The sequence below is a fragment of the Micromonospora sp. NPDC051925 genome (assembly GCF_044548625.1).
GTDB lineage: Bacteria > Actinomycetota > Actinomycetes > Mycobacteriales > Micromonosporaceae > Micromonospora.
In genome coordinates, this window is sequence record NZ_JBIUCH010000010.1 from 187,498 (window position 1) to 213,528 (window position 26,031).

A 26,031-nucleotide genomic window follows, 5' to 3' on the forward strand; every position below is an offset into this window, starting at 1 on the left:
CACCGGAGGTGGGTGACGCCTCCCACCTCTGCGCGCCGCCCAGCACCGGGCACGGCCTGCTGGCGCACGTCGCTGGCGGCGGCCGACCCCCTGCGCCCACCGCCACCGGGTACGGCAGGATCGGTGGCATGGATCTCGGACTCACCGATCGGGTGTACGTGTTGACCGGCGCGTCCCGAGGGCTCGGCTTCGCGACCGCGCAGTGCCTGGTCGCCGACGGGGCGCGGGTGGTCCTGTCCGCCCGGACGCCGGAGCGGGTCGCCGCTGCGGTCGACCGGCTGGGTGGGCCCGACCACGCGATCGGGATCGTCGCCGACCTGGCCGACCCGGGCGTCCCCGAGCGGCTGGTGGTCGCCGCCCGCGAACACTTCGGCCGGCTCGACGGGGCGCTCGTCTCGGTCGGCGGGCCACCCCCGGGCACCGCCGCGCAGGTCAGCGACGCCCAGTGGCGGGAGTCGTTCGAGACGATCTTCCTGGGTACCGTGCGGACGGCCCGGACGGTGGCCGCCACGCTCACCGACGGCGGGGCGATCGGCATGGTGCTGTCCACCTCCGCCCGCACGCCGATCACCGGCCTCGGCATCTCCAACGGCCTACGTCCCGGCCTGGCCGGGGTGGCCAAGGACCTGGCCGACGAGTACGGCCCGCGCGGCGTACGGGTGCTGGGCCTGCTGCCCGGACGGATGCTGACCGACCGCAACCGGGAGCTGCTCGGCGACGACGAAGCGGCCCGGTCCCGGGTGGCGGCCGACATCCCGCTGCGCCGCATCGGCGACCCGGCCGAATTCGGGCGGGTGGCCGCCTTCCTGCTCTCCCCCGCCGCCGGCTACGTCACCGGGGTGACCGTGCCCGTCGACGGCGGCGCCCTGCGCAGCCTGTGACCCCGCCCCGCCGCTCCCCCGGCCCCGCCGGACGCGCCCCCGAACCGGCCCGGTGCTCCCGCGATCCGGTCGGGCGGCGACCGGGTCGGGCGGAGTTGGCCGCGGCAGCGGACCGGACCATCCCGGATGTGATCGGCCCCGATCTGGCGGTGCTCTTCGTCGGGATCAACCCCGGTCTCTGGTCGGCGGCCACCGGGTGGCACTTCGCCCGGCCCGGCAACCGCTTCTGGCCGGCCCTGCACCGGGGCGGCTTCACCCCCCGCCAACTGCACCCGAGCGAGCAGGACACGTTGCCCGGGTACGGGCTGGGCATCACCAACATGGTGCCGCGGGCCAGCGCGCGGGCGGACGAGCTGACCCCGGCGGAGCTGGTGGCGGGCGCGCGGACGCTTACCGACAAGGTGGCCCGGTACCGGCCGACCTGGGTGGCGGTGGTCGGGGTGACCGCGTACCGGATCGGTTTCGCCCGGCCGAAGGCCGGTTTCGGCCCGCAGCCGGAGCCGCTGGCCGGTGCCCGGCTCTGGGTGCTGCCCAACCCCAGCGGACTGAACGCCCACTTCACTGCGCAGACACTGGGGGCCGCCTTCGGCGAGCTGCGGGCCGCCGCCCTCCCGGGCTAGTTGGCGACCGCCGGGGGCAGCGCCTCCTGGGCGACGTAGGTGCCCATCGGCACGGTGGTGATGATCGGCTCGGGCTGGTCCGCCTCGGCGTACGGGGCGGGCGAGTCGGCGACCGCGAACTGGGTGCGGTACAGCTCGGCGTAGAGCCCACCGACCGCGACGAGTTCGTCGTGCCGGCCCCGCTCGACGATCCGGCCACCGTCGAGGACGAGGATCTGGTCGGCGTCGCGGACGGTGGAGAGCCGGTGCGCGATCACCAGGGCGGTACGACCGGTCAGCGCCACGGACAGGGCCCGCTGCACCGCCGCCTCGCTCTCCGAGTCGAGGTGGGCGGTGGCCTCGTCGAGGATCACGATCGACGGGGCCTTGAGCAGCAGCCGGGCGATGGCGATGCGTTGCTTCTCGCCGCCGGAGAAGCGGTAACCGCGCTCGCCGACCGTCGTCTCCAGCCCGTCGGGCAGGGCACGCACCAGGTCGGCCACCTGGGCACCGGCCAGGGCCGCCCAGATCTCGTCGTCGGTGGCGTCCGGCTTGGCGTACCGCAGGTTCTCGGCGATCGTCTCGTGGAACAGGTGGGAGTCCTGGGTGACCACGCCGATCTCGTCGCGCAGCGAGGCGAAGGTGGCGTCCCGGACGTCGACCCCACCGACCCGTACCTCGCCGTCGGTGACGTCGTAGATCCGGGAGATCAACATGGACAGGGTGGACTTGCCGGCGCCGGACGGTCCGACCAGGGCCACCATCTGCCCCGGTTCGACGCTGAACGAGACGCCCTTGAGCACCGGCTCGTTGGCCGTCCGGTCGAGGGTGGCGACCTCCTCCAGCGAGGCCAGCGAGACGTCGGCGGCGGCCGGGTAGCGGAACCGGACGTCGCGGAACTCGACCCGCCCGGCGTCCCGGGGCACCGGCACCGCGTCGGGCTTCTCCTCGATACCGGGGCGCAGGTCGAGCACCTCGAAGACCCGGTCGAAGGAGACCAGCGCGCTCATCACGTCGACCCGGACGTTGGACAGCGCGGTCAGCGGGCCGTAGAGACGGGTGAGCAGCAGGGCGAGGGTGACCACGGTGCCGGCGCTGACCGCGCCGGTGACCGCCAGCCAGCCGCCGAGCCCGTAGGTGAGCGCCTGGGCCAGCGAGGCGACCAGCAGCATCGCCACGAAGAAGGTCCGCGAGTACATCGCCGACTGGATGCCGATGTCGCGTACCCGCTCGGCCCGCGCGGCGAACCGGCCCGCTTCCACCTCTGGTGCGCCGAACAGCTTGACCAGCAGCGCCCCGGACACCCCGAACCGCTCGGTCATCGTGGCGTTCATCTTGGCGTCGAGGTTGTACGACTCCCGGGTGATCTCGGCCAGCCGCTTGCCGACCCGCCGGGCGGGGATCACGAAGATCGGCAGCAGGACCAGCGAGAGCGTGGTGATCTGCCAGGAGAGGGTGAACATCACCCCGGCGGTGAGCACCAGTTGGATGACGTTGCTGACCACCCCGGACAGGGTGGAGGTGAACGCCCGCTGGGCACCCATCACGTCGTTGTTGAGCCGGCTGACCAGGGCGCCGGTCTGGGTCCGGGTGAAGAACTGCAGCGGCATCCGCTGCACGTGGTCGTAGACCCGGGTGCGCAGGTCGAGGATGATGCCCTCACCGATCCGGGCCGAGTACCACCGCTGGGCGAGGGAGAAGAGCGCGTCGGCGACGGCCAGCACGCCGATGACCAGGGCGAGCCGGACGACCGTGGCACCGGCCTCCGGGCCGCCCCCGCTGATCGCATTGATCACGTGACCGGCGAGCACCGGGGTGGCCACCCCGATCACGGCGGCGATCACCACGGTCACCAGGAAGACGACGATGTCCCGCCGGTAGGGCTGCGCGAAGGCCATGATCCGGTCGGCGGTGCCGCGCGTGAGCCGGTGCGCGGAGACCTCGTCGCGGTGGCGGATCGACCGGAGCATGCTCCATCCGGCCATGTTGCCGCCCGCCATCGGGTTGGACATCGGTCACCTCCGGGTGGTGGGCAGCACACGTCGTCGGGTCGATTCTCCCGACGACTACGACAACCTCGGCGGTAACCCGGCTCTTCCCGAACAGTCCTTACTATTCGCCCCGGCCCGCGAGGTCGCGCAGCCGGCGGGTCTGTGCCTCGCGCTCGGCCCGCTGCTGCTCGGGGTGGGAGCGGCCGGCGGCACCGGCGAGCAGCGCCTTGATCTCCACCACCGCGTCCCGGTCACCGGCGAGCAGGCCGGCGGTGAGATCCCGTACCGCGCCGTCCAACTCGGTGTTCGGCACCACCAGGTTGGCCAGCCCGATCCGGTCGGCCTCGGCGGCGTCCATCCGCCGGCCGGTGGCGCACAGCTCCAGGGCCCGCGCATAGCCGACCAACTCGACAAGCCGCTTCGTGCCGGCCAGGTCGGGGACCAGGCCGAGGGTCACCTCGGCCATCGAGAACCGGGCGTCCTCGGCGAGCACCCGCAGGTCGCAGGCGAGGGCGAGCTGGAAGCCCGCGCCGATGGCGTGGCCCTGCACGGCCACCACCGAGATCACGTCCGGGCGGTGCAGCCAGGTGAAACCCTGCTGGTACCCGGCGATCAGGTCGGCGCACTCCTGCTCGGGCAGGGTGGACAGCTCGGCGAAGGAACCCGGCCCCTGGGCACCGGCCACCGACAGGTCGAGGCCGGCGGAGAACGACCGACCCTCGCCGCGTACCACCACGACGCGCACGTCGCCGGGCAGGTCCCGGGAGAAGTCGCTCATCGCGCGCCACATCGCCGGGGTCTGGGCATTGAGCACGTCGGGCCGGCACAACGTGACCGTCGCAACCGGCCCGTCGCAGTGCAGTCGCACCCCGGTCGTCTCGGCGGTCACCGGACCACCCGGGGCGTGCTGACGGACGACGCTGGTGGGCGGGTCACGCCTTCTTACGACGCCGGGCGCCGCCGCGCTGTCGCAGCTGCACACCGGACTCGGTGAGCACGCGGTGGATGAACCCGTAGGATCGCCCGGTCGAAGCGGCAAGCGCACGGATGCTCTCACCGCCGGTGTACCGCTTTACCAGGTCCTTGGCGAGCGTCTGACGCTCGGCTCCGACGATCCGGCGACCCTTCTCAGTGCTGGTGGCTGTGCCAGTGGCTGCCATGCTGATTCCTCACGTCCCAGACTGTGCGGTTCGATACGGTCCCACCTATTAGACCGTCTCGAACGATCATGCGCCAGATATCAACTCTTCGCCAACCGACACGCTATGCAGTGTCGCCAACCCGATAGAGTGACCCTCCGAACGATCCTCGGCGGGACCGCCCCGCATCGGGCCGGGTGAGCGGCCCGTAACCTGCCGGGCGTGACCGAACTGCTGGGCAGCGCGAGCGCAGCGGCGGCCGTCTTCGCCGCCACCAATCTCGACGACATCGTAGTGCTGACCGTACTCTTCGTGGCCGCCCGCGGCACCGGTCGACCCCGCCCGTGGCAGATCGTGACCGGGCAGTACCTGGGCATCGCCGCCCTCGTCGCGGCGGGCGTGGTGGTCGCCGCCGGCCTGCTGGTGGTCCCCGACCCGTGGACCGGCCTGCTCGGGCTGCTGCCGATCGCGCTCGGCGTCCGGGCGCTGCTCACCAGCACCGACGACGGCGCCCCGCCGGCCGTGGTCGGTGGCCTGCTCGGGGTCGCCGGGGTGACGATCGCCAACGGCGCCGACAACATCGCCGTCTACGTCCCGGTGTTCCGGTCCCTCGACCCGGGCACCGGGCTGGTCTACCTGCTGGTCTTCGCCGCCCTGGTCGCCGTCTGGTGCGGGGCCGCCGCCCTGCTCGGCGGGCACCCCCGGGTGGTCCGCCTGGTCGGGCGGGCCGGCCACTGGCTGGTCCCGGCGATCTTCATCGCCATCGGCCTGGTGATCCTGATCGGCTCGGGCGTGCTCGGCCGGCTGGCCGAGCACGCCGGCTGACCACCGGACCGGCCCGGTCAGGGCTACCGCCCCGACCGGAGCGGATCAGGCCAGTTCGACCAGTTCGAGGAGGTCGTCGCTCCAGGCGTCCTCGTCGCCGTCGGGGAGCAGGATCGCCCGGTCGGGCTTGAGGGCGAGCACCGCGCCCGGGTCGTGGGTGACCAGGACGATCGCACCGGGATAGCGGGCGATGGCGTCGAGCACCTGCTCACGGCTGACCGGGTCCAGGTTGTTCGTCGGCTCGTCGAGCAACAGCACGTTGGCGCCGGAACAGACCAGGGTGGCCAGGGCCAGCCGGGTCTTCTCCCCGCCGGAAAGCACCCCGGCCGGCTTGTCCACGTCCTCGCCGGAGAAGAGGAACGCGCCGAGGATCTTGCGCAGATCGGTGTCGGACTGCTCGAACGCGGCGCTGCGCATGTGTTCCAGCACCGTGCGGTCCACGTCCAGCGTCTCGTGCTCCTGCGCGTAGTAGCCCAACCGCAGCCCGTGCCCGGCCCGCACCTCGCCGGTGTCCGGCGTGAGCAGGCCGCCGAGCATCCGCAGCAGCGTGGTCTTGCCGGCACCGTTGAGCCCCAGGATGGCCACCCGGGAACCCCGGTCCACCGCCACGTCCACGTCGGCGAAGATCTCCAGCGACCCGTACGACTTCGACAACCCGGACGCGGTCAGCGGTGTCTTGCCGCACGGTGAAGGGTTCGGGAAGCGCACCTTGGCCACCTTGTCGGACTGGCGCACCTCCTCCAGTCCCGAGATCAGCTTCTCGGCACGCCGGGCCATGTTCTGCGCCGCGACGGTCTTGGTGGCCTTGGCCCGCATCTTGTCGGCCTGCGCCATCAACGCGCCGGCCTTCTTCTCGGCGTTGGCCCGCTCCCGGCGACGCCGCCGCTCGTCGGTCTCCCGGGCCTCCTGGTACGCCTTCCAGCCCAGGTTGTAGACGTCGACCACGGAACGGGTGGCGTCCAGGAACCAGACCTTGTTGACCACCGACTCCAGCAGCGAGCCGTCGTGGGAGATCACGATCAGCCCGCCCTTGTGGTTGGCGAGGAAACCGCGCAGCCAGGTGATCGAGTCGGCGTCGAGGTGGTTGGTGGGCTCGTCGAGCAGCAGGATGCCGCCGCCGTTCTCCCCGGCGTCGCGGAACAGGATGCGGGCCAGCTCGATGCGGCGTCGCTGACCGCCGGAGAGGGTGCCGATGGTCTGGGCCAGCGCCCGGTCGGGCAGTCCCAGGTTGGCGCAGATCCGGGCGGCCTCGGCCTCGGCGGCGTACCCACCCAGGGAGGCGAACTGGTCCTCCAGCGCGCCGTAGCGGCGGACCAACTTGTCGTCCACGCCGTCGGCGAGCTGCTGCTCGATCTCCTTCATCTGGGCCATCAGCACGTCCAGCCCACGGGCGGAGAGCACCCGGTCCCGGCCGGTGACCTCCAGGTCGCCGGTACGCGGGTCCTGGGGCAGGTAACCGATGGCGCTGCGCCGGTCGATCTGCCCGCCGTACGGCTGCCCCTCGCCGGCGAGCACCTTGAGGGTGGTGGTCTTGCCCGCGCCGTTGCGGCCGACCAGTCCGATCCGGTCACCGGGCTGTACCCGCAGGGTGGTGTCGGACAGTAGGATCCGGGAACCGGCGCGCAGCTCCAGGCCGGTGACACTGATCATTTCCGTACTCGCTCTCGGGGGTCTGGAAGGGCTGACTCAGGGCACGCGAAAGCGCCGGCGGATCGGTGGTTCCCGTCGGCGCGGGGCGATTCAGCCTTCGCAGCGCAGCACCCGACAAGTGTACCGGGCGGCTCGACGCGCACCGTCCGGATTACCACACAAGATCATCGGGTACCGAAAACGCCGTCCGGACCCGGTCCGGTACCACAGCCCACAAACGTGACGAATCGGCGATCGGGGTCAACATGGAGCTGAACGAGAACGCGCAGGTCGACACCAGCCAGGTGGACGACCGGCGAGGATCCGGCGGGGGCGGCGGGCTGGGCATCCCGATCCCGGGCGGCGGCGGCATCGTCGGCATCGTCATCGCCGTGCTGGTGGCCCTGGTGGGCGGCGGTTTCGGACTGAACGCGATGAACGGCGGCGGCGCGGAGTCGGGCGACAACACGTCGCTTACGCAGAAGTGCTCCGCCGACGACGCGTTGAAGCAGCTGGACTGCCGCAACACGCTCTACGTCAACTCGATCCAGGCGTACTGGCGCACCGCGTTGCCGGAGCGGTTCGGCGAGCAGTACCAGCCGTCCAGGACGGTCTTCTTCAGCCAGGGCGTCAACACCGGCTGCGGCCAGGCCGACTCCGGCGTCGGGCCGTTCTACTGCCCGGCCGACGACCTGGTCTACATCGACCTCACCTTCTACCAGACCCTGGCCGACCAGCTCGGCGCCGAGGGCGAGTTCGCCCAGCCGTACGTGCTGGCCCACGAGTACGGCCACCACGTGCAGGACCTGCTCGGCACCGAGGCGCAGATGCGCCGCCAGCAGCAACGGGATCCGGACAGCGCCAACGCGCTCTCGGTCAAGCTGGAACTCCAGGCCGACTGCTACGCCGGCGCCTGGGCCAAGAACGCCACCGGCACCGCCGACGAACAGGGCCAGAAGATCTTCAAGAGCATCACCGAGCAGGACATCGCCCAGGCGATCGACACCGCCGAGAAGATCGGCGACGACGCCATCTCGAAGCGGGCCAACCGCCCGGTGAACCCCGAGGAGTTCACCCACGGCTCCTCCGAGCAGCGCAAGCAGTGGTTCACCAAGGGCTACACCACCGGCGACCCGAAGACCTGCGACACCTTCGGCGGCAGCCTCTGACCGGGCACCGCAGCGGCACCGTCACGGCGGTCGGCTGGGCGCACGCCCACCGGCCGCCGCTCGACGCACCGGCGACGGCTACGACTACTTCTGGCAGGAACTCCAGGCCGTGTATTTCGCCACGCCCTTGACGGCGCACCCGGCCCGGCACTGCGCACCGGCTTCCACCGGGATGGCCTCGGTGCAGTTCCGGCCGCCGGGCTTGAACTCCACCGGGTAGCAGGGCCCCGTCTCGCCGGCCTTCTTCTTCATCTCGATCCAGAACTTGTCGCCCGGCTGCGCATCGGTCACCCGCGTCCAGGCGTACAACCTGCTGTTGATCTTGCCGGCCCGCGGCTCCACCGTGCGCGTACCTGACGGGTCCCACTTGAAGGACTGGCAGTCGTACGGGCCGGCCGCCCCCTTGGGATCCTGGTGCTCCTCAGGACAGTCGATCTTTGTTGGGTCAGTCATTCCGCTCCCCCGCCCAGGGAAGGAGGACCTCGGGCCGCAGCGGCGACGGTGGGGCGGTGGACCGTCCCTTTCGGTGCACCAGCGGTGGGCGACGACGCTCAGGGGGATTCGGGTCCGGGGTCGCGGAGCAGGATGTGGACCGCGCGGGCGGCGGCGATCGCGCCGACCAGCACCGCGTGCCGCGGTTCGGGCACGTCGAGCAGCCGGTCGGCTCGCCGCGCGGCGAGCGGGGCCAGCCGACGATCGGCCAGGACCGTGTCGACGGCCCGCCGGTCGCCGCCGCAGACCAGCGCCGCCAGCGTCGCCGCCTCCGGCAGCAGCAGCCGTACGGCCAGTTCGGCGGCATCGCCCAGGGCCGCCTTCGCCTGGTTGTCCCGCCGCCGGGCGAACCGCTGCTGGGACCAGCCCCCGGCGGCCGTACGACCCTGCACGTAACGGGTGTCCACCTTGGAGACCAGCAGTTCCTCGCCGACCGCCACACCGACCGCCACCGCGCCCTTGCGGGCGAGCAGCAGACCGATCCGGCGGGGCGCGACGGCGGCGCTGACGAACCCCGGCAGGCCGTCGATCCGCGTCGCCGCTCCGGCGACGTCTCCCGACGCGCCGTGGCCGGCCGGTGCGCCCGGCGGCAGATGCAGCTCGGCGGTCACGCCGTCGGGGGCGGTGAGCAGCAGACCGTACCCCTCGGTGGAAACGACGGGCGGACCGTGCCGGTCGGTGAAGCCTTCGACCCAGCGGGCGACGCGGGCCGGGTCGACCTCGACCCATCGGCCGCCACCGGCTGCGGGTCGGCTGCTCATCACCCGACCGTACGGCACGACGGCCGATCCTCCCCACCGGCCCCGACCGGGACGGCGACGCCGTAGCCGGCCACCAGCCCGGCCAGAAAGGCGGCGGTCACGACTGCCGGCGACCCACCGGGGCGGGCACCGGGCAGGGTCCGCTGGTGGGGAGGGGCGGGGCTGCACCGCCCGCACAGACGAGCGAGCGCGGCCCCCGCAGTGGGGTGCCGCGCTCGCGAGGACCGGAGCGGTCAGACGTTGAAGCCGAGGGAGCGGAGCTGGTCGCGCCCCTCGTCGGTGATCTTGTCCGGACCCCACGGCGGGAGCCAGACCCAGTTGATCCGAATGTCGTCGACCAGTCCGCCGCCGGGGCCGGTGGTCAGCGCCTGCCGGGCCTGGTCCTCGATCACGTCGGTGAGCGGGCAGGCCGCCGAGGTCAGCGTCATGTCCAGGGTGGCGATGTTCTGGTCGTCCACGTGCACGCCGTACACCAGGCCGAGGTCGACCACGTTGATGCCCAGCTCGGGGTCGACGACGTCCTTCATCGCCTCCTCGATGTCGGCGAGGGCCGCCCTGCCGCCGGCCGACCCGGCGACGTCCGCCGTCCCGTCGGCGGCCGGGGTCGCGGCGACGTCCGCCGTCGCGTCGCCGGCCGGGGTAGCGGCGACGCCGGGCGACGCGTCGACACCCGCCGTCTCGGCGGTGCCGGTCACCCCGTTGGCGACAGCCCCGTCGGCAGCCGGCGGCGGCACCGCACCGGACGGCGTGGTGCTGGCGTCGCCGGTCTGCGGCGTCGCCTCGGTAGCGGTGTTCTCGCTCATGCCTCAACCTCCGTCGGGCTCACGCCCACCCCCGCGCGTGCCGCGGCGTCCTTGAACGCCATCCACGGCAGCAGCGCGCACTTGACCCGGGCCGGGTAGCGGGCGACACCCGCGAACGCCACCCCGTCACCGAGTAGTTCCTCGTCCGGCGTGACCTGGCCACGGCCGGACATCAACTCCACGAACCCCGCGTGCACGGCGGCGATCTCGGCCGCGGGCCGACCGGCCAGCCGGTCGTACAACACGCTGGCCGACGCCTGGCTGATCGAACAGCCGGCACCGTCGTACGAAATGTCCACCACGATGTCGTCGACGGCGGCCACCCGCACGGTCACCTCGTCACCACAGGTCGGGTTGACGTGGTGCGCCTCGGCGACCTGGGCGTCCGGGTTCTCGGCGTCGCGCAGACCACGCCCCTGCGGGCGCTTGTAGTGATCGAGGATGATCTCCTGGTAGAGCTGGTCCAGCTGCATCAGTCGAAGATCCTCCGCACCTGTTCGAGACCCGCCACCAGGGCGTCGATCTCCTCCGTGGTGGTGTACAGGTAGAACGAGGCCCGGGTCATCGCCGGCACCCCGAACCTGGTGCAGACCGGCTTGGCGCAGTGGTGGCCCACCCGCACCTGCACGCCGAGCGAGTCGAGGACCTGGCCGACGTCGTGCGGGTGCACGTCGCCGAGCGCGAACGAGATGGTGCCACCCCGGCCGACCGGCACCGTCGGACCGAAGATCCGCAGCCCCGGCACCGTCGCGAGGGCGTCCAGCGCGTACGCGGTCAACTCCTTCTCGTGCCACTGGATCGCCCTCATCCCGATGCCGGTGAGGTAGTCGACCGCCGCGCCGAGCGCGACCGCCTCGGCGATCGGCGGGGTGCCCGCCTCGAACCGGGCCGGCGGCGCGGCGAACGTGGAGCGGGCCATCGACACCGTCTCGATCATCGACCCGCCGCCCATCACCGGGGGCATCGCGGCGAGCAGCTCGCCCCGGCCCCAGAGCACGCCGATGCCGGTCGGACCGCACATCTTGTGCCCGGTGAAGACGACGAAGTCGGCGTCCAGGTCGACCACGTCCACCGGCAGGTGCGGCACCGACTGCGAGCAGTCGAGCAGCAGCAGCGCACCCACCTGGCGGACCCGCTCGGTGATCCGGGCGGTGGCGTTGACCGTGCCGAGGATGTTGGAGGTGTGCACCAGCGAGACGATCTTCGTCCGCTCGGTGACCAGCTCGTCCAGCCCCGACTCGTCCAGCCGGCCGTGGTCGGTGACCGGGAACCAGCGCAGGGTCGCGCCGGTCCGCTCGGCCAGCAACTGCCACGGGACGATGTTCGAGTGGTGCTCCATCTCGGAGATCACGATCTCGTCGCCGGGGCCCAGCCGGAACCGGGGGTCACCGTCGGGGCGCAGCGAGGCGTTGGAGAAGGCGTACGCCACGATGTTGATCGCCTCGGTGGAGTTCTTGGTGAACACCACCTCGTCCACGCTCGGCGCGTTGACGAACGCGGCGATCTTCGCCCGCGCCCCCTCGTACGCCTCGGTCGCCTCGGTGCCCAGGGTGTGCACCGAGCGGGACACGTTGGCGTTGTGCCTCGCGTAGTGCCCGGTGAGCACGTCGAGCACCTGTCGCGGCTTGTGCGAGGTGTTGGCGCTGTCGAGATAGACGAGCGGGTGCCCGTTGACCTCCCGGTCGAGGATCGGGAAGTCGGCACGCACCGCGGCCACGTCGAAGCGGGGCACCTCGTCGTACTGCGGCATGCCCGCCGGGATCGTCAGGGAGCTCATGCCGGCACTCCGCTGCGCTCCGTGCCGCCCTGGGGCGCAGCCGGGCTGATCCGCTGGTTCGCTCGCTGACGCTCGCTCATCGTCGTCTCAGGCCCGCGCCGCGCCGGCTCCGGCGGCGTACCGCTCGTAGCCCTCTTCCTCGAGCTTGTCGGCCAGCTCCGGGCCGCCCTGCTCGACGATCCGGCCGGCCACGAAGACGTGCACGAAGTCGGGCTTGATGTAGCGCAGGATGCGGGTGTAGTGGGTGATCAGCAGCAGACCGGTGTCGCCGGTGTCCCGGACCCGGTTGACCCCCTCGCTGACCACCCGCAGCGCGTCCACGTCGAGGCCGGAGTCGGTCTCGTCGAGGATGGCGATCTTCGGCTTGAGCAGCTCCAGCTGCACGATCTCGTGCCGCTTCTTCTCGCCGCCGGAGAAGCCCTCGTTGACGTTGCGCTGGGCGAACGCCGGGTCCATCTGGAGCTTTTCCATCGCGCCGCGCAGCTCGCCGCCCCAGGTGCGCAGCTTCGGGGCCTCGCCGTCGATGGCGGTCTTGGCGGTCCGCAGGAAGTTCGCCACCGAGACGCCGGGCACCTCGACCGGGTACTGCATGGCCAGGAAGAGGCCGGCGCGGGCCCGCTCGTCGACGGTCATCTCCAGCACGTCGACGCCGTCGAGGGTCACCGAGCCGCCGGTGATCTCGTACTTGGGGTGGCCGGCGATCGAGTACGCCAGGGTCGACTTGCCGGAACCGTTCGGGCCCATGATCGCGTGGGTCTCCCCCGACCGTACGGTCAGGTCGACGCCGGACAGGATCGGCTTGAGCTCACCCTCGGGCAGCTTGACCGACACCTTCAGGTCGCGGATCTCCAGGGTGCTCATTATCGGGTCACTCCATTGCTCGGCATCGGGCGGCCGTCGGCGCCCACGGGAAGGTAGATGTCGCCGTCGCGTACGTCGACGGGATAGACGGGAACGGGTTCGGTGGCGGGCAGCCCGCTGGGCTCACCCGTCCTCAGGTCGAAACGGGAACCGTGCAGCCAACATTCCAGCGTGCATCCCTCGACCTCGCCCTCGGAGAGAGCGACCGAGGCGTGCGAGCACTCGTCGTGGACGGCGTAGAACCTGCCGTCCTCGCCGTGCACGACGGCGATCTGGATGCCGTCCACGTCGGCGCTGATCACGGTGCCCTTCGGCACGTCCTCGGTCGAGCAGATCCGGATCATGTCAGGCACCGGCCTTCGCGGCGGAGTCCCCGCTCGTCAGCCGGGCCTCGATCGCGTCGCTCAGGCGCTCGCGCAACGACTCGACCGGGATCTTGTTGATCACCTCGGCGAAGAAGCCCCGGACCACCAGACGGCGGGCCTCACCCTCCGGAATACCCCGGGCCATCAGGTAGAACAGCTGCTCGTCGTCGAACCGGCCGGTCGCGCTGGCATGACCGGCGCCGGCGATCTCGCCGGTCTCGATCTCCAGATTGGGTACGGAGTCGGCCCGCGCGCCGTCGGAGAGCAACAGGTTCCGGTTGATCTCGTACGTGTCGGTGCCGGTCGCCTCGGCCCGGATCAGCACGTCGCCCACCCAGACGGTGTGCGCCTCGTCGCCCTGCAACGCGCCCCGGTAGCCGACGTAGGAGCGGCAGTCCGGCACGTTGTGGTCGACGAGCTGGCGGTGCTCCAGGTGCTGGCCACCGTCGGCGAAGTAGACGCCGTACAGCTCGGCCTCGCCACCCCGGCCGGTGTACTCGACCGTGGTGTACTGGCGGACCAGGTCACCGCCCAGGCTGACCTGGACGTGCGACACCTTGGCGTCCCGGCCGAGCCGGACCTTCAGGTGCTGGGCCTGCACCGCGTCGGCGTCCCAGTCGGCCACCGTGACCAGGGTCAGCTTCGCCCCGTCGGCCACCGCCACCTCGACGTTGTCGGCAAGCGTCGCCGAACCGACGTGCTCCAGCACCAGCACCACCTCGGCGAACCGGCCCACGTCGACGAAGGTGTGCCCGAAGGCCACCGCGTCGGCGTCGTCGCCGCGCACCCGCAGGAGCACCGGCGCGTCGACCACGGCGTCGGCCGCGACCTCCACCAGCAGCGCCTGCCCGGCACCGCCGTACGCCAGCGCGCTGATCCGGTCGACCGGGGTGAGCACGCTGCCCACCCGGGGGTCGTCCCGGCCGACCCGCCCGACGGTGACGCCGGCCGGTGGGTCGGCGTACTCGTGGCGGACCTCACCGGTGGCGGTCTGCGCCCCGCCGGTCAGCCCGCGCAGCCGCTTGAGCGGGGTGAAGCGCCACTCCTCCTCCAGGCCGGTCAGGGCCGGGAAGTCGGCGACGTCGTACGAGCGGAGCGCCTGCGACTTGGTGCTGGGCGGCGCGGAAGCCTGGGTAGTCATCTCTTCCTTGGTCTGTCTGCGATGTGTGCGGAGGGTGGGTCGGGCTGGTCGCGGGCCGGGCAGAACCCCGACCAGCCCGGCGGGCTGGGCAGGGCCGGCGACCCACTCCGGCGGGTGGGCCGGTACGCGGACCCGGCCCGCCGGGCCGGGCCGGATACGGTCCGGCCCGGCGGTCGGCGTCAGCCGACCGCGCCCTCCATCTGGAGTTCGATCAGGCGGTTGAGCTCCAGGGCGTACTCCATCGGGAGTTCCTTGGCGATCGGCTCGATGAAACCGCGCACGATCATCGCCATCGCCTCGTCCTCGCTCAGGCCCCGGCTCATCAGGTAGAAGAGCTGGTCGTCGCTGATCTTGGAGACGGTCGCCTCGTGCCCCATCGACACGTCGTCCTCGCGGATGTCGACGTACGGGTAGGTGTCCGAGCGGGAGATGGTGTCGACCAGCAGCGCGTCGCACTTGACCGTGCTCCGGCTGTGGTGCGAACCCTCCAGCACCTGCACCAGACCCCGGTACGAGGTACGGCCGCCGCCACGGGCGATCGACTTGGAGATGATCGTCGAGGAGGTGTGCGGGGCGGCGTGCACCATCTTGGCCCCGGCGTCCTGGTGCTGGCCCTCGCCGGCCATCGCCACCGAGAGCACCTCGCCCTTGGCGTGCTCGCCGGTCATGTAGACCGCCGGGTACTTCATGGTGACCTTGGAGCCGATGTTGCCGTCGACCCACTCCATGGTCGCGCCCTCGTGGCAGACGGCGCGCTTGGTGACCAGGTTGTAGACGTTGTTCGACCAGTTCTGGATGGTCGTGTAGCGGCAGCGCGCGTTCTTCTTGACGATGATCTCGACGACCGCGCTGTGCAGCGAGTCGGACGAGTAGAGCGGCGCGGTGCAACCCTCGACGTAGTGCACGTACGCGCCCTCGTCCACGATGATCAGCGTCCGCTCGAACTGGCCCATGTTCTCGGTGTTGATCCGGAAGTACGCCTGGAGCGGGATCTCCACGTGCACGCCTTTCGGCACGTAGATGAACGAGCCGCCGGACCACACGGAGGTGTTCAGCGCGGCGAACTTGTTGTCGCCGACCGGGATCACCGTGCCGAAGTACTCCTTGAAGACGTCCTCGTGCTCCTTGAGGGCGGTGTCGGTGTCCAGGAAGAGGACACCCTGCTCCTCTAGGTCCTCACGGATCTTGTGGTAGACCACCTCGGACTCGTACTGCGCCGCGACCCCGGCGACCAGCCGCTGCTTCTCCGCCTCGGGGATGCCCAGCCGGTCGTAGGTGTTCTTGATGTCCTCCGGCAGGTCCTCCCAGCTGGTGGCCTGCTTCTCGGTGGAGCGCACGAAGTACTTGATGTTGTCGAAGTCGATCCCGGTGAGGTCGGCCCCCCAGGACGGCATCGGCTTGCGGCCGAACAGCCGCAGGCCCTTCAGCCGCAGGTCGAGCATCCAGGCCGGCTCGTTCTTCTTCGCCGAGATGTCCCGCACCACCGCCTCGTTGATGCCGCGCTGGGCGGTGGCCCCGGCGGCGTCGGAGTCGGCCCAGCCGTACTCGTAGCGACCAAGGGCGGCGAGCTGCTCTTCCTGGGTCAGGGGCTGGACGATCTGCTCGGTCATCTATCTGTCCTCACAGTGGTGACGGTGTTACCGGACTGGGCGCGGGGTTGGGCCGGAATGTGCGTGGTGCACACCCCGTCGCCGTGCGCGATGGTGGCCAGGCGCTGCACGTGGGTGCCGACCAGACGGGAGATGACCGCCGTCTCGGCCTCGCACAGCTGGGGGAACTCGGCGGCCACGTGCGCCACCGGGCAGTGGTGCTGGCAGAGTTGCCCGCCCGAGGCGATCGTGGACGCGTTGGCAGCGTAGCCCTCGGCGGTGAGCGCGCCCGCGAGTGCCTCGGATCGGGCGAGCGGATCGTCGCCGGCGTCCTCCATGGCGGCCCGGCAGCGGGCCTCCAGCGCGGCGACCTGGTCGGCCGCGAACGCCTCGACCGCGTCGGCGCCGCCGCTACGGGCGATCCAGCGCAACGCGGCGGTGGCCATGTTGTCGTAGTGGTGGGTGCCGCAGCGTACCCGGGCCGCGTCGGTGAGCAGGAAGACCTTTGCCGGCCGACCCCGGCCCCGGCTGCCCCGCACGGCCTGCTCCCGGGCGACCACGTCGCCGTCGGCGAGCATCGCGTCGAGGTGCCGGCGGATCGCCGCAGGGCTGAGGCCGAGCGCCGAGCCGAGTTGGCCGGCGGTGGTCGCCCCCTGCTCCAGCAGGAGCTGGGTCACCCGGTCGCGGGTGGAGAGGTCGGTGGACGCGGCCGGCGTCGACTCCGGCGCGGCACGGCGGAGGGCACGCGGCGACCGCGTGCCGCCCCCGACGACCGGGGCGGTCGTCGGCGGGTGCCCGGAGAGCGCCGCCGCGTTTTTCACAACGCCAACGTTACGTAATTCGGAGGGGGGTCGCAAACCAGACTCCGGTGATCCGGCCCACCGGGCCGACGGAGTCACCCGATCGGGATCAACTACGGTGCGTAGGATTCGCTCCGTGAAGCGATCCGTCCGGTTCCCGGTCCCCGCCGCGTTGGCCCGCCTGCTCGACCGGTTCCCGGTCTCGGCCACGCTGCTGCGCCGCCTCGCGTACGCCTCGATCGTGGCGAACGTGGCCATCGTGGTGACCGGCGGGGCCGTCCGGCTCACCGGCTCCGGCCTCGGCTGCCCGACCTGGCCCCGGTGCACCGACGCGTCGTACACCACCACGTCCGAGATGGGCGTGCACGGGGTGATCGAGTTCGGCAACCGGCTGCTCACCTTCGCGGTCGGGGCGATCGCCCTGGCCACCCTGCTGGCCGTGCTGGCCCACCGGCCCCGCCGCACGGGGCTGCTGGGGCTGGCGGTGGCCGTGTTCCTCGGCATCCCGGCACAGGCCGTCCTGGGCGGGATCACCGTGCTGACCGACCTCAACCCGTGGGTGGTCGGGCTGCACTTCCTCGCCTCGATGGCGGTGATCGCGGCGGCGTACGCCCTCTGGCGGCGGGTGGTCGACCCGGACGGGCCGACGGTGCCCACCGTGCCCCGGCCGCTGCGCACCCTGGCCCTGCTCACCACCGCCGTCAGCGTGGCGGCCCTGGTCATCGGCACCTGGGTGACCGGCAGCGGCCCGCACGCCGGCGACCACGGGGCGGCCCGCAACGGGCTGGACCCGGAGACGATCTCGCAGGTGCACGCCGACTCGGTGTTCCTGCTGATCGGGCTCTCCGTCGCGCTGGTCTTCGCGTTCCGGGCGGTCGGCGCGGCCGGCCCGGCGCGGGCCGCCCTGGTGCTGGTCGCGGTGGAGCTGGGGCAGGGCCTGATCGGCTTCGTGCAGTACTTCACCCACCTGCCCGCCGTGCTGGTCGCCGCGCACATGCTCGGCTCCTGCCTGGTGCTGCTGGCCACCCTGTCGGTGCTCTGGTCGACCCGGCAGCGCCGCCCGCTCACGGCCGGGCCGGTGAAGGCCCCGACCGACGAGCGGTTGCCCGCCACCGTCTGAGGCCGGCCCGGCCAGCTCACCGACAGCGGTGCGGCACTCGCGCCGCGACGGCCTGCGCCACTCGCGCGGCACCTGGCACTCAGGCCACGACGGCCCCGGCGGTGTCACCACGGGGTGGGCGAGCGGGGGAGAGCGGGGTCAGCGGCGGGTGAGGTGGGTCAGCACCGCGTCGGCGAGGCGGTCGGGAGCGCCGTCGGCGTACCCGAGGTACAGCGACGGCTCGGTCAGCTCCAGCTCGATCAGCACGGGTGCGCCGTCCGGCCCGGGGATCAGGTCCACCCGGGCGTAGAGCAGCCGCTGCGGACCGCCCGGGACCTCGGCCAGCACCCGCGCGGCGACGGCCAACTGCACGTCGGTGGCGGTGCGCGGACTGATCTCCGCCGGCCGGTAGATCCCCTCGACGCCCAGGTCCGGGCCGTCGAGCATGGCGCCCTTGCGGATGGCGTGACTGAAGGTCAGCCCGTCCGGGCCGGCCACGAAGAGCAGCGCGGTCTCACCGGCGGTGTCCACCGCCGCCAGGTACGGCTGGATCATGGCGACCCGGCCGGCCGCCGACAGCCGGCGGACGTGCCCGACGGCCAACTCCCGGTGCTCCGGGTCGGTGAGGTCGTACCGGCCGGTGTCCTGACTGCCGACGCTGACCGTCGGCTTCACCACGTACCGGCCGGGCGTCGAGGGCAGGACCCAGTGCGCTCCCGGCTCGACCCAGGAGGTCGGCACGGTGGGCACCCCGGCGGCGGCGAGCCCGCCGAGGTAGCGCTTGTCGGTGTTCCACTCGACCACGTCCACGGGGTTGGCCAGGGTCGGCACGGTCCGCGCCCAGGCGACGAACTCGTCGCGGCGTGGGGTGTAGTCCCAGGGCGAGCGGAGCACGACCAGGTCGTAGCGGGCCCAGTCGACCCGGGGGTCGTCCCAGACGGCGGCCTCGGCGGTGACGCCCCGCGCCGCCAGCGGGGCGAGCACGAGTTGGTCGTCGGAGTAGAGATCGGCGAAGCGGGAGCAGGTGACGAGCGCGACCCGGGGCGCCCGCCGGGTCGACCGGTTGCCGGTGGGCGGGTCGGTCAACGGGCCATCGTGCGCCGGGCCATCGACCGCCACAGGTCGTTGCTCGGACGCATCTGGTCCATCAGTTCACGCTCCCAGGCGTTCTCGACGGTGACTCCCGCCTGGGCGCACGCCTCCCGGGCGGTCACGGTGTCCTCGGCGAACTGGTCGCCCCACGCACCGTCGGCGCCGACCAGGACGATCCGCGCACCACGCTTGCCGACGTACTCGATGACCGCCTTCGCGCCGCCATGTCCGGCGGCGAAGGACCTGATGCCCGAGACCAGCCCGTTGGAGGCCTGCCCGGCGGTCTGCTCAGCCGTCAGCGTCGTATCGGAACCTTCTGCCATGACGCGAAGCCTAAGCAGACTTCCTCCGGTCCGCGCGAGAATGATGAACTATTTGTGATTCCAATTACTCGCAGGTTTGCGGCAAGGCGTCGCGAGATTGCCCGTACATGTCGGATAAATGCTGACGTAATGACTCGCCTTGATCGCCCCCATGTGCCCGGCTTGTAACACCGCTGTATGCGGAGAAAACCTCGTGATCCGGACGCGATTCCAGTCGACCTTCCGACGGGTCGGGTCCGGCCACCCGTCGCCGACGAGGTCCGCCACCCCGGTCAGCCGGGCGGGGCGGGTCAGAGCAGCGCGTCGAGGGCCACCGCGGCGAAGACGATGGTCAGGTAGGTGGTCGACCAGTGGAACAGGCGCATCGGCTTGACCGGCTCGCCCCGGGTCACCCGCCGGCACAGCTTGTGCGCCTCGACCAGGAAGATGGCACCCACCACCGCGGTCGGCACCCCGTAGATCGCACTCATGCCCAGCGGCCACAGCGCGAGCGAGATCGCCACGGTGAGCCAGGCGAAGATCAGGATCTCGGCATTGACCCGCCGGGGCGAGGCCACCACCGGCAGCATCGGAATGCCGGCGCGGGCATAGTCGTCCTTGTACTTCATCGCCAGCGGGTAGAAGTGCGGCATCTGCCAGAAGAAGACCACCGCGAACAGCACCCAGGCCTGCGGCGCCAGCGACCCGGTCACCGCGGCCCAGCCGATCAGCACCGGGGCCGCCCCGCACGCCCCGCCCCAGAAGGTGTTCGCCGTCGTGGTGCGCTTGAGCCAGAGGGTGTAGACCAGGTCGTAGTAGGCGATCGCGGCCAGCGTCAGCGCCGTCGCCAACAGGTTGGTGAACGTCGCCATCAGGGCGATCGAGACCGCCGCCAGCACCAGCCCGAAGATCAGCGCGCTGCGGGGCGAGACGGTGTGCGCCGGCAGCGGACGGCGCTTGGTACGCCGCATCAACTGGTCGATGTCGCGGTCGATGTAGCAGTTGAGCACGCTCGCCGCACCGGCGGCGAGCGAGCCGCCGACCAGCACCACGGCCACCAGCCACAGCGACGGCAGGCCACCGTCGGCGAGCATCATCGCCGGCACCGTGGTCACCAGCAGCAGCTCCACGATGCGGGGCTTGGTCAGCGTCACGTACGCCGACACCACCGCGCGGGCGTCCCGTCGGCCGGTCGTCGGCTCCCCGGCCACCGTGCGCACCGGCGGCTGCCCGGCAGAGTTGCTGACGGGGCGCTCGGTGATCATGCTCACGGAATGCCACCTTCCGGCGTCGGCAGGGGAGATCGGTTCGGCGGGGCCCGGCGGGGCCCGCACACCGCACCACACACTACGCGTCGTCGTTTTCGCTGCCCGGGCGACCCGACAACGGTGCGGGCCGTCACACCTGACGGGTGACCGAACGATCCGGCCGGCCCGTACGTAACTGCCTGCTGAGATCCCCGGGCGGACGTTTAGACCCGCTCGATAGGGTCACCAGTGAGGGTTCCGCCCATCTGCCGAGGAGCACAACCATCGTGGCTGCCAACCGACCCGCACTCAACTGGACCGACCTCGACCGCAGGGCTGTCGACACCGTCCGCGTTCTGGCCATGGATGCCGTGGAGAAATCCGGCAACGGCCACCCCGGCACCGCGATGAGCCTCGCTCCCGCGGCGTACCTGCTCTTCAACCGGGTGATGCGACACAATCCCGCCGACCCGAACTGGCCCGGCCGGGACCGCTTCGTGCTGTCCGCCGGGCACTCCAGCCTGACCCTTTACATCCAGCTCTTCCTCTCCGGCTACCCGCTGAGCCTGGACGACCTGAAGTCGCTGCGACAGTGGGGCTCGCTCACCCCGGGCCACCCGGAGCACGGGCACACCCCCGGCGTCGAGACCACCACCGGCCCGCTCGGGCAGGGCCTGGGCAACGCGGTGGGCATGGCGATGGCGGCCCGCCGCGAACGCGGCCTGTTCGATCCCGAGAGCGAGCCGGGCACCTCCGTCTTCGACCACAACATCTGGTGCATCGCCTCCGACGGCGACATCGAGGAGGGCATCAGCCACGAGGCGAGCGCCCTCGCCGGGCACCAGCAGCTGGGCAACCTCACGCTGATCTACGACGACAACGAGATCTCCATCGAGGACGACACCCGCATCGCCAAGAGCGAGGACGTCGCCGCCCGCTACGAGGCGTACGGCTGGCACGTGCAGACCGTCGACTGGCGGGCCGGCGACGCCGACCAGGGCGACTACCACGAGGACGTCGAGGCGCTCTACCAGGCGCTGCTGGCGGCGAAGGCCGAGACCGGCCGCCCCTCGTTCATCGCGCTGCGCACCATCATCGGCTGGCCTGCGCCGAACAAGAAGAACACCGGCAAGATCCACGGCTCGGCGCTCGGCAGCGACGAGGTGAAGGCGACCAAGGAGATCCTCGGCTTCGACCCGCAGCAGAGCTTCCAGGTCGACGAGGAGGTGCTCACGCACGCCCGTGGGGTGCTGAACCGGGGCGGCGAGGCCGAGCAGGCGTGGACCGGCGAGTTCGACGGCTGGGCGCAGGCCAACCCGGAGCGTAAGGCGCTCTACGACCGGATCGCCGGTCGGGTGCTCCCGCAGGGCTGGACGGACGCGCTGCCGACCTTCCCCGTCGACGCCAAGGGCGTGGCCACCCGGGCCGCCTCCGGCAAGGTGCTGGAGGCCCTCGCCCCGGTGCTGCCGGAGCTATGGGGTGGCTCGGCCGACCTGGCGGAGAGCAACAACACCACCATGAAGGGCGAGCCGTCGTTCATCCCGGCCGCCCACGCCACCAAGGACTTCCCCGGCCACGAGTACGGCCGCACGCTGCACTTCGGCATCCGTGAGCACGCCATGGGCGCGATCCTCAACGGCATCGCCCTGCACGGCGGCACCCGTCCGTACGGCGGCACCTTCCTGGTGTTCAGCGACTACATGCGCCCCTCGGTGCGGCTCGCCGCCCTGATGAAGCTGCCGGTGACGTACGTCTGGACGCACGACTCGATCGGTCTCGGCGAGGACGGGCCGACCCACCAGCCGGTGGAGCACCTGACCGCGCTGCGGGCCATCCCGGGCCTGGACGTGGTCCGCCCGGCCGACGCCAACGAGACCGCCTGGGCGTGGCGGCAGGCGCTGGAGCACACCGACCGGCCGACCGCGTTGGCGCTCAGCCGGCAGCCGCTGCCGACCCTGGACCGCGAGCGGTATGCCGGCGCCGAGGGCACCGCCAAGGGCGGGTACGTGCTGGCCGAGGCGTCCAACGGCAAGCCGCAGGTGATCATCGTGGGCACCGGTTCCGAGGTGCAGCTCTGCCTCACCGCCCGGGAGCGGCTGGAGGCCGACGGCACCCCCACCCGGGTCGTCTCGATGCCCTGCCAGGAGTGGTTCTACGAGCAGGACGAGGCGTACCGGGAGTCGGTGCTGCCGCGCGGGGTGCAGGCCCGGGTGAGCGTGGAGGCGGGCATCGGGATGTCCTGGCGTGGCATCGTCGGCGATCTCGGCGAGAGCGTCAGCCTGGAGCACTACGGCGCCAGCGCCCCGCACACCGTGCTGTTCGAGCAGTTCGGGTTCACCCCTGACCGGATCGTCGCCGCCGCGCACGCGGCGCTGACCCGAGTGGGCGACATCACCGGTTTCACCACCGGCAACTGAGGGAGCGTGGACGGCATGACGGACAGACTTGGTGAACTCACCGCCGCCGGAGTGGCGGTCTGGCTCGACGATCTTTCCCGGGTACGACTGAGCTCCGGCGGGCTGGACCAGCTCCGCCGCGAGAAGCACGTGGCCGGGGTGACCACCAACCCGACCATCTTCGCCAAGGCGTTGAGCGACGCCGACGAGTACAACTGGCAGCTGAAGGACCTCGCCACCCGTGGCATCGAGGTCGAAGAGGCCGTCCGGATGCTCACCACCTACGACGTGCGCTGGGCGTGCGACGTGATGCGGCCGTCGTACGACGGCAGCGACGGTGTCGACGGGCGGGTGTCCATCGAGGTGGACCCGCGGGTCGCCCACGACACCGACCGGACGGTCGCCGAGGCCAAGGCGCTGTGGTGGCTGGTGGACCGGCCGAACCTGTTCATCAAGATCCCGGCCACCGAGGCCGGGCTGGCGGCGATCACCGCCACCCTGGCCGAGGGGATCAGCGTCAACGTGACGCTGATCTTCGGGCTGGACCGCTACTCCGCGGTGATGGAGGCGTTCCTCGCCGGCCTGGAGCAGGCCAGGGCCAACGGCCACGACCTGTCCACCATCGGCTCGGTGGCCTCGTTCTTCGTCTCCCGGGTCGACTCCGAGATCGACAAGCAGCTGGAGAAGATCGGCTCCGAGGAGGCCAGGGCGCTGCGCGGCAAGGCCGCCGTCGCCAACGCCCAGCTCGCCTACGAGCGCTACACCGAGGTCTTCTCCTCCGACCGCTGGCAGGCCCTGGCCGACGCCGGCGCCCACCCGCAGCGCCCGCTGTGGGCGTCCACCTCCACCAAGAACCCGGACTACCGCGATGTGATCTACGTCGAGGAGCTGATCGCGCCGGGCACCGTCAACACCATGCCCGAGTCGGTGGTCACGGCGTACGCCGAGCACGGCGAGACCCGGGGCGACACCATCACCGGCGCGTACGACGCGGCCCGGCAGGTCTTCGCCGACCTGGCGGCCGTCGGCATCGACATGGCCGAGGTGATCGCCACCCTGGAGCGGGAGGGGGTGGAGAAGTTCGAGGCCAGCTGGAGCGAGCTGCTCGACGGCGTACGCAATTCGCTGACCGCCGCAGCGCAGGGCACCGGCACCCCGAACGAGGCCGCCAAGGGCAACGCCGAGGCGGCCGAGCAGGCCGGGGGCAACGCGTGACCGACGGCGTCGGAGGCGTCGCGGGGCCCGGCCCCGCGGCGCGCCACGCCGCCGGCACCCCCACGGGGTGGCGATGTGAGTGACCTGTTGACCGGCCCGGCCGATGCCGCCGCCGGTCTCGCGGTACACGGAGCGGGGGCGGTCGGATCGACCGCGCCCGCTCGCGTACGGGCCGCCCTGCGTACGCGGGGCGGCCCGGTGGCACACGCCGGCCGGTGCCGGCCGGTGCTGCGACGGCACCTGACCGACAGGCCGGCCGGGCCGGGCCGGCTGCTGGATGCGATCGGACAATGGCGGGCGTGACGATGGACGATATGGACCAGACGGAGCGAGGAGGCGGCGTGAATCCGCTGCGCGACGCGCAGGACCGACGGCTCCCCCGGATCCCGGAGCCGTGCGCCCTGGTGATCTTCGGGGTGACCGGTGACCTGGCGCGCAAGAAGCTGCTGCCGGCGGTTTACGACCTGGCCAACCGGGGGTTGCTGCCACCCGGTTTCGTGGTGTTGGGCTTCGCCCGCCGGGACTGGGCCGACGGCGACTTCGAGGCGCTGGCCCACGAGTCGGCGAAGAAGCACGCCCGGACACCGTGGCGGGAAGAGGTGTGGTCCCGGCTGGCCGGGAACATCAAGTTCGTCGGCGGCTCGTTCGACGACGACGCCGCCTTCGACAAGCTCGCCGCCACCCTGGACCAGCTCCGGGACAGCCACGGCATCCACGGCAACGCCGCCTTCTACTTCTCCATCCCCCCGGCGGCCTTCCCCGTGGTGCTCAAGCAGTTGGCCCGGACCGGGATGGCCGACAACGACAAGTGCGGCGGCTGGCGTCGGGTGGTGGTGGAGAAGCCGTTCGGCAACGACCTGCCGTCGGCGAAGGAGCTCAACGACCTGGTGGACGACGTGTTCACCGGGCAGGACGTCTTCCGGATCGACCACTACCTGGGCAAGGAGACGGTCCAGAACATCCTCGCCCTGCGGTTCGCCAACAACCTCTTCGAGCCGCTGTGGAACTCCAAGTACGTCGACTCGGTGCAGATCACCATGGCCGAGGACGTCGGCATCGGCAGCCGGGCCGGCTTCTACGACTCGGTCGGCACCGCGCGGGACGTGCTCCAGAACCACCTGCTCCAACTGCTCGCCCTGGTCGCCATGGAGGAGCCCACCAGCTTCGACGCCGACGAGATCCGGGCCGAGAAGCTGAAGGTGCTCAAGGCGATCACCCTGCCGAAGGACGTCGCCCGGGGCACCGTGCGCGGCCAGTACCTGCCCGGCTGGGTGGGTGGCGAGCGGGCCGTCGGCTATCTGGACGAGGACGGCGTGCCGGGTGACTCCACCACCGAGACGTACGTCGCCGTCGAGCTGGGCATCCAGAACCGCCGCTGGGCGGGGGTGCCGTTCTACATCCGGGCCGGCAAGCGACTGCCCCGGCGGGTGACCGAGGTGGCCATCATGTTCAAGAAGGCCCCGCACCTGCCGTTCAACACCGCCGACATGGAGTCGCTGGGCAACAACCAGCTGGTCATCCGGGTGCAGCCGGACGAGGGTGTGGTGCTCAAGTTCGGCTCGAAGGTGCCCGGCACCACCATGGAGGTCCGCGACATCGCGATGGACTTCCAGTACGGCGAGGCGTTCACCGAGTCCAGCCCCGAGGCGTACGAGCGGCTGGTGCTGGACGTGCTGATCGGCGACCGGACGCTCTTCCCGGACGCCTCCGAGGTGGAGCAGAGCTGGGCGGTGGTGGACCCGCTGGAGGAAGCCTGGGAGGGCACCAAACCGGAGCCGTACCGCTCCGGCGAGTGGGGCCCCCGGGCCGCCGACGAGATGCTGGCCCGCGAGGGCCGCGCCTGGCGGCGGGCGTGAAC

The 26,031-nt window shown here is 71.6% G+C and carries 26 protein-coding genes; 9 read left to right on the forward strand and 17 right to left on the reverse strand.

The genetic code is table 11. The features are described 5' to 3' along the window. Positions 1-128 precede the first annotated feature (128 nt). Together ACIG87_RS15950 and mug are read left to right on the forward strand one after the other, a co-directional pair. Positions 129-881, forward strand: coding sequence for an SDR family oxidoreductase (locus ACIG87_RS15950; RefSeq protein ID WP_396851249.1), 753 nt, complete (start codon positions 129-131; stop codon positions 879-881). Then, positions 878-1,501, forward strand: coding sequence for a G/U mismatch-specific DNA glycosylase (gene mug, locus ACIG87_RS15955; protein ID WP_396851250.1), 624 nt, complete (start codon positions 878-880; stop codon positions 1,499-1,501). The genes ACIG87_RS15950 and mug overlap by 4 nt, the downstream gene beginning before the upstream one ends. Here mug and ACIG87_RS15960 read toward each other — a convergent pair. The 3 genes from ACIG87_RS15960 to ACIG87_RS15970 all read right to left on the reverse strand — a co-directional run bounded on the left by ACIG87_RS15960 (position 1,498) and on the right by ACIG87_RS15970 (position 4,631). Beyond that, positions 1,498-3,480, reverse strand: coding sequence for an ABC transporter ATP-binding protein (locus ACIG87_RS15960; protein ID WP_396851323.1), 1,983 nt, complete (start codon positions 3,478-3,480; stop codon positions 1,498-1,500). The two genes, mug and ACIG87_RS15960, sit on opposite strands and share 4 nt — an antisense overlap. Before the next feature lie 112 nt (positions 3,481-3,592). Next, positions 3,593-4,360, reverse strand: coding sequence for an enoyl-CoA hydratase/isomerase family protein (locus tag ACIG87_RS15965; protein ID WP_396851251.1), 768 nt, complete (start codon positions 4,358-4,360; stop codon positions 3,593-3,595). A gap of 43 nt (positions 4,361-4,403) precedes the next feature. Further along, on the reverse strand, positions 4,404-4,631 hold the full coding sequence (locus ACIG87_RS15970; protein WP_007072022.1) for a helix-turn-helix domain-containing protein: 228 nt from the start codon (positions 4,629-4,631) through the stop codon (positions 4,404-4,406). A gap of 201 nt (positions 4,632-4,832) precedes the next feature. Between ACIG87_RS15970 and ACIG87_RS15975 the strand changes: the two genes are divergently transcribed. Continuing rightward, positions 4,833-5,435 carry a cadmium resistance transporter gene (locus tag ACIG87_RS15975; RefSeq protein ID WP_396851252.1) on the forward strand — a complete coding sequence of 201 codons (603 nt, stop codon included), beginning with the start codon at positions 4,833-4,835 and terminating at the stop codon, positions 5,433-5,435. Positions 5,436-5,480: 45 nt separating this feature from the next. Here the strand turns inward: ACIG87_RS15975 and ACIG87_RS15980 are convergent, their stop codons facing one another. Continuing rightward, positions 5,481-7,085 (reverse strand): ABC-F family ATP-binding cassette domain-containing protein, encoded by a 1,605-nt coding sequence (locus ACIG87_RS15980; RefSeq protein WP_396851253.1) that lies wholly within the window; start codon positions 7,083-7,085, stop codon positions 5,481-5,483. Positions 7,086-7,330: 245 nt separating this feature from the next. Here ACIG87_RS15980 and ACIG87_RS15985 point away from each other — a divergent pair, with 245 nt between their 5' ends. After that, positions 7,331-8,233, forward strand: a complete 903-nt coding sequence (locus ACIG87_RS15985; RefSeq protein ID WP_396851254.1) for a neutral zinc metallopeptidase — start codon at positions 7,331-7,333, stop codon at positions 8,231-8,233. 84 nt (positions 8,234-8,317) lie between these two features. Here ACIG87_RS15985 and ACIG87_RS15990 read toward each other — a convergent pair whose 3' ends face one another. From ACIG87_RS15990 to ACIG87_RS16035, 10 genes are all read right to left on the reverse strand, one after another. Beyond that, positions 8,318-8,686 (reverse strand): hypothetical protein, encoded by a 369-nt coding sequence (locus ACIG87_RS15990; protein ID WP_396851255.1) that lies wholly within the window; start codon positions 8,684-8,686, stop codon positions 8,318-8,320. A 98-nt stretch (positions 8,687-8,784) separates the two neighbouring features. Further along, on the reverse strand, positions 8,785-9,486 hold the full coding sequence (locus ACIG87_RS15995) for an acVLRF1 family peptidyl-tRNA hydrolase (RefSeq protein ID WP_396851256.1): 702 nt from the start codon (positions 9,484-9,486) through the stop codon (positions 8,785-8,787). Between the two features lie 233 nt (positions 9,487-9,719). Next, positions 9,720-10,181 carry a metal-sulfur cluster assembly factor gene (locus tag ACIG87_RS16000; protein WP_396851324.1) on the reverse strand — a complete coding sequence of 154 codons (462 nt, stop codon included), beginning with the start codon at positions 10,179-10,181 and terminating at the stop codon, positions 9,720-9,722. 104 nt (positions 10,182-10,285) lie between these two features. After that, entirely contained in the window at positions 10,286-10,762 is a 477-nt protein-coding gene (sufU, locus tag ACIG87_RS16005) for a Fe-S cluster assembly sulfur transfer protein SufU (protein ID WP_396851257.1), read from the reverse strand. Next, the gene (locus ACIG87_RS16010; RefSeq protein WP_396851258.1) at positions 10,762-12,066 is read right to left on the reverse strand and encodes a cysteine desulfurase; all 1,305 of its coding nucleotides are present in this window, start codon (positions 12,064-12,066) and stop codon (positions 10,762-10,764) included. Before ACIG87_RS16010 ends, sufU begins: the two co-directional genes overlap by 1 nt. Before the next feature lie 87 nt (positions 12,067-12,153). Then, positions 12,154-12,927, reverse strand: coding sequence for a Fe-S cluster assembly ATPase SufC (gene sufC, locus ACIG87_RS16015; RefSeq protein WP_396851259.1), 774 nt, complete (start codon positions 12,925-12,927; stop codon positions 12,154-12,156). Then, positions 12,927-13,271, reverse strand: coding sequence for a non-heme iron oxygenase ferredoxin subunit (locus tag ACIG87_RS16020; RefSeq protein ID WP_396851325.1), 345 nt, complete (start codon positions 13,269-13,271; stop codon positions 12,927-12,929). Before ACIG87_RS16020 ends, sufC begins: the two co-directional genes overlap by 1 nt. 1 nt (position 13,272) lies before the next feature. Further along, a complete protein-coding gene (gene sufD, locus ACIG87_RS16025) occupies positions 13,273-14,433 on the reverse strand; it encodes a Fe-S cluster assembly protein SufD (protein WP_396851260.1) in 1,161 nt (386 codons plus the stop codon). A 179-nt stretch (positions 14,434-14,612) separates the two neighbouring features. Then, positions 14,613-16,043: a Fe-S cluster assembly protein SufB gene (gene sufB, locus ACIG87_RS16030; protein WP_396851261.1), complete on the reverse strand. Its 1,431-nt coding sequence runs from the start codon at positions 16,041-16,043 to the stop codon at positions 14,613-14,615. Continuing rightward, entirely contained in the window at positions 16,040-16,699 is a 660-nt protein-coding gene (locus tag ACIG87_RS16035; protein ID WP_396851326.1) for a helix-turn-helix transcriptional regulator, read from the reverse strand. Before ACIG87_RS16035 ends, sufB begins: the two co-directional genes overlap by 4 nt. 259 nt (positions 16,700-16,958) lie before the next feature. Between ACIG87_RS16035 and ACIG87_RS16040 the strand changes: the two genes are divergently transcribed. Next, complete coding sequence (locus ACIG87_RS16040; protein WP_396851262.1) at positions 16,959-17,942, forward strand: heme A synthase; 984 nt, start codon at positions 16,959-16,961, stop codon at positions 17,940-17,942. A 138-nt stretch (positions 17,943-18,080) separates the two neighbouring features. Here ACIG87_RS16040 and ACIG87_RS16045 read toward each other — a convergent pair whose 3' ends face one another. The 3 genes from ACIG87_RS16045 to ACIG87_RS16055 all read right to left on the reverse strand — a co-directional run bounded on the left by ACIG87_RS16045 (position 18,081) and on the right by ACIG87_RS16055 (position 20,586). After that, on the reverse strand, positions 18,081-19,007 hold the full coding sequence (locus ACIG87_RS16045; RefSeq protein ID WP_396851263.1) for a RimK family alpha-L-glutamate ligase: 927 nt from the start codon (positions 19,005-19,007) through the stop codon (positions 18,081-18,083). Continuing rightward, on the reverse strand, positions 19,004-19,336 hold the full coding sequence (locus ACIG87_RS16050) for a hypothetical protein (RefSeq protein ID WP_396851264.1): 333 nt from the start codon (positions 19,334-19,336) through the stop codon (positions 19,004-19,006). Before ACIG87_RS16050 ends, ACIG87_RS16045 begins: the two co-directional genes overlap by 4 nt. A gap of 290 nt (positions 19,337-19,626) precedes the next feature. Continuing rightward, complete coding sequence (locus tag ACIG87_RS16055; protein ID WP_396851265.1) at positions 19,627-20,586, reverse strand: heme o synthase; 960 nt, start codon at positions 20,584-20,586, stop codon at positions 19,627-19,629. A 263-nt stretch (positions 20,587-20,849) separates the two neighbouring features. Between ACIG87_RS16055 and tkt the strand changes: the two genes are divergently transcribed. From tkt to zwf, 4 genes are all read left to right on the forward strand, one after another. Continuing rightward, positions 20,850-22,979 carry a transketolase gene (gene tkt / locus ACIG87_RS16060; RefSeq protein ID WP_396851266.1) on the forward strand — a complete coding sequence of 710 codons (2,130 nt, stop codon included), beginning with the start codon at positions 20,850-20,852 and terminating at the stop codon, positions 22,977-22,979. Positions 22,980-22,994: 15 nt separating this feature from the next. Continuing rightward, positions 22,995-24,173, forward strand: coding sequence for a transaldolase (gene tal / locus ACIG87_RS16065; protein ID WP_396851267.1), 1,179 nt, complete (start codon positions 22,995-22,997; stop codon positions 24,171-24,173). 75 nt (positions 24,174-24,248) lie between these two features. Beyond that, on the forward strand, positions 24,249-24,476 hold the full coding sequence (locus ACIG87_RS16070; RefSeq protein WP_396851268.1) for a hypothetical protein: 228 nt from the start codon (positions 24,249-24,251) through the stop codon (positions 24,474-24,476). An 11-nt stretch (positions 24,477-24,487) separates the two neighbouring features. Beyond that, positions 24,488-26,029 carry a glucose-6-phosphate dehydrogenase gene (gene zwf / locus ACIG87_RS16075; protein ID WP_396851327.1) on the forward strand — a complete coding sequence of 514 codons (1,542 nt, stop codon included), beginning with the start codon at positions 24,488-24,490 and terminating at the stop codon, positions 26,027-26,029. Positions 26,030-26,031 lie beyond the last annotated feature (2 nt).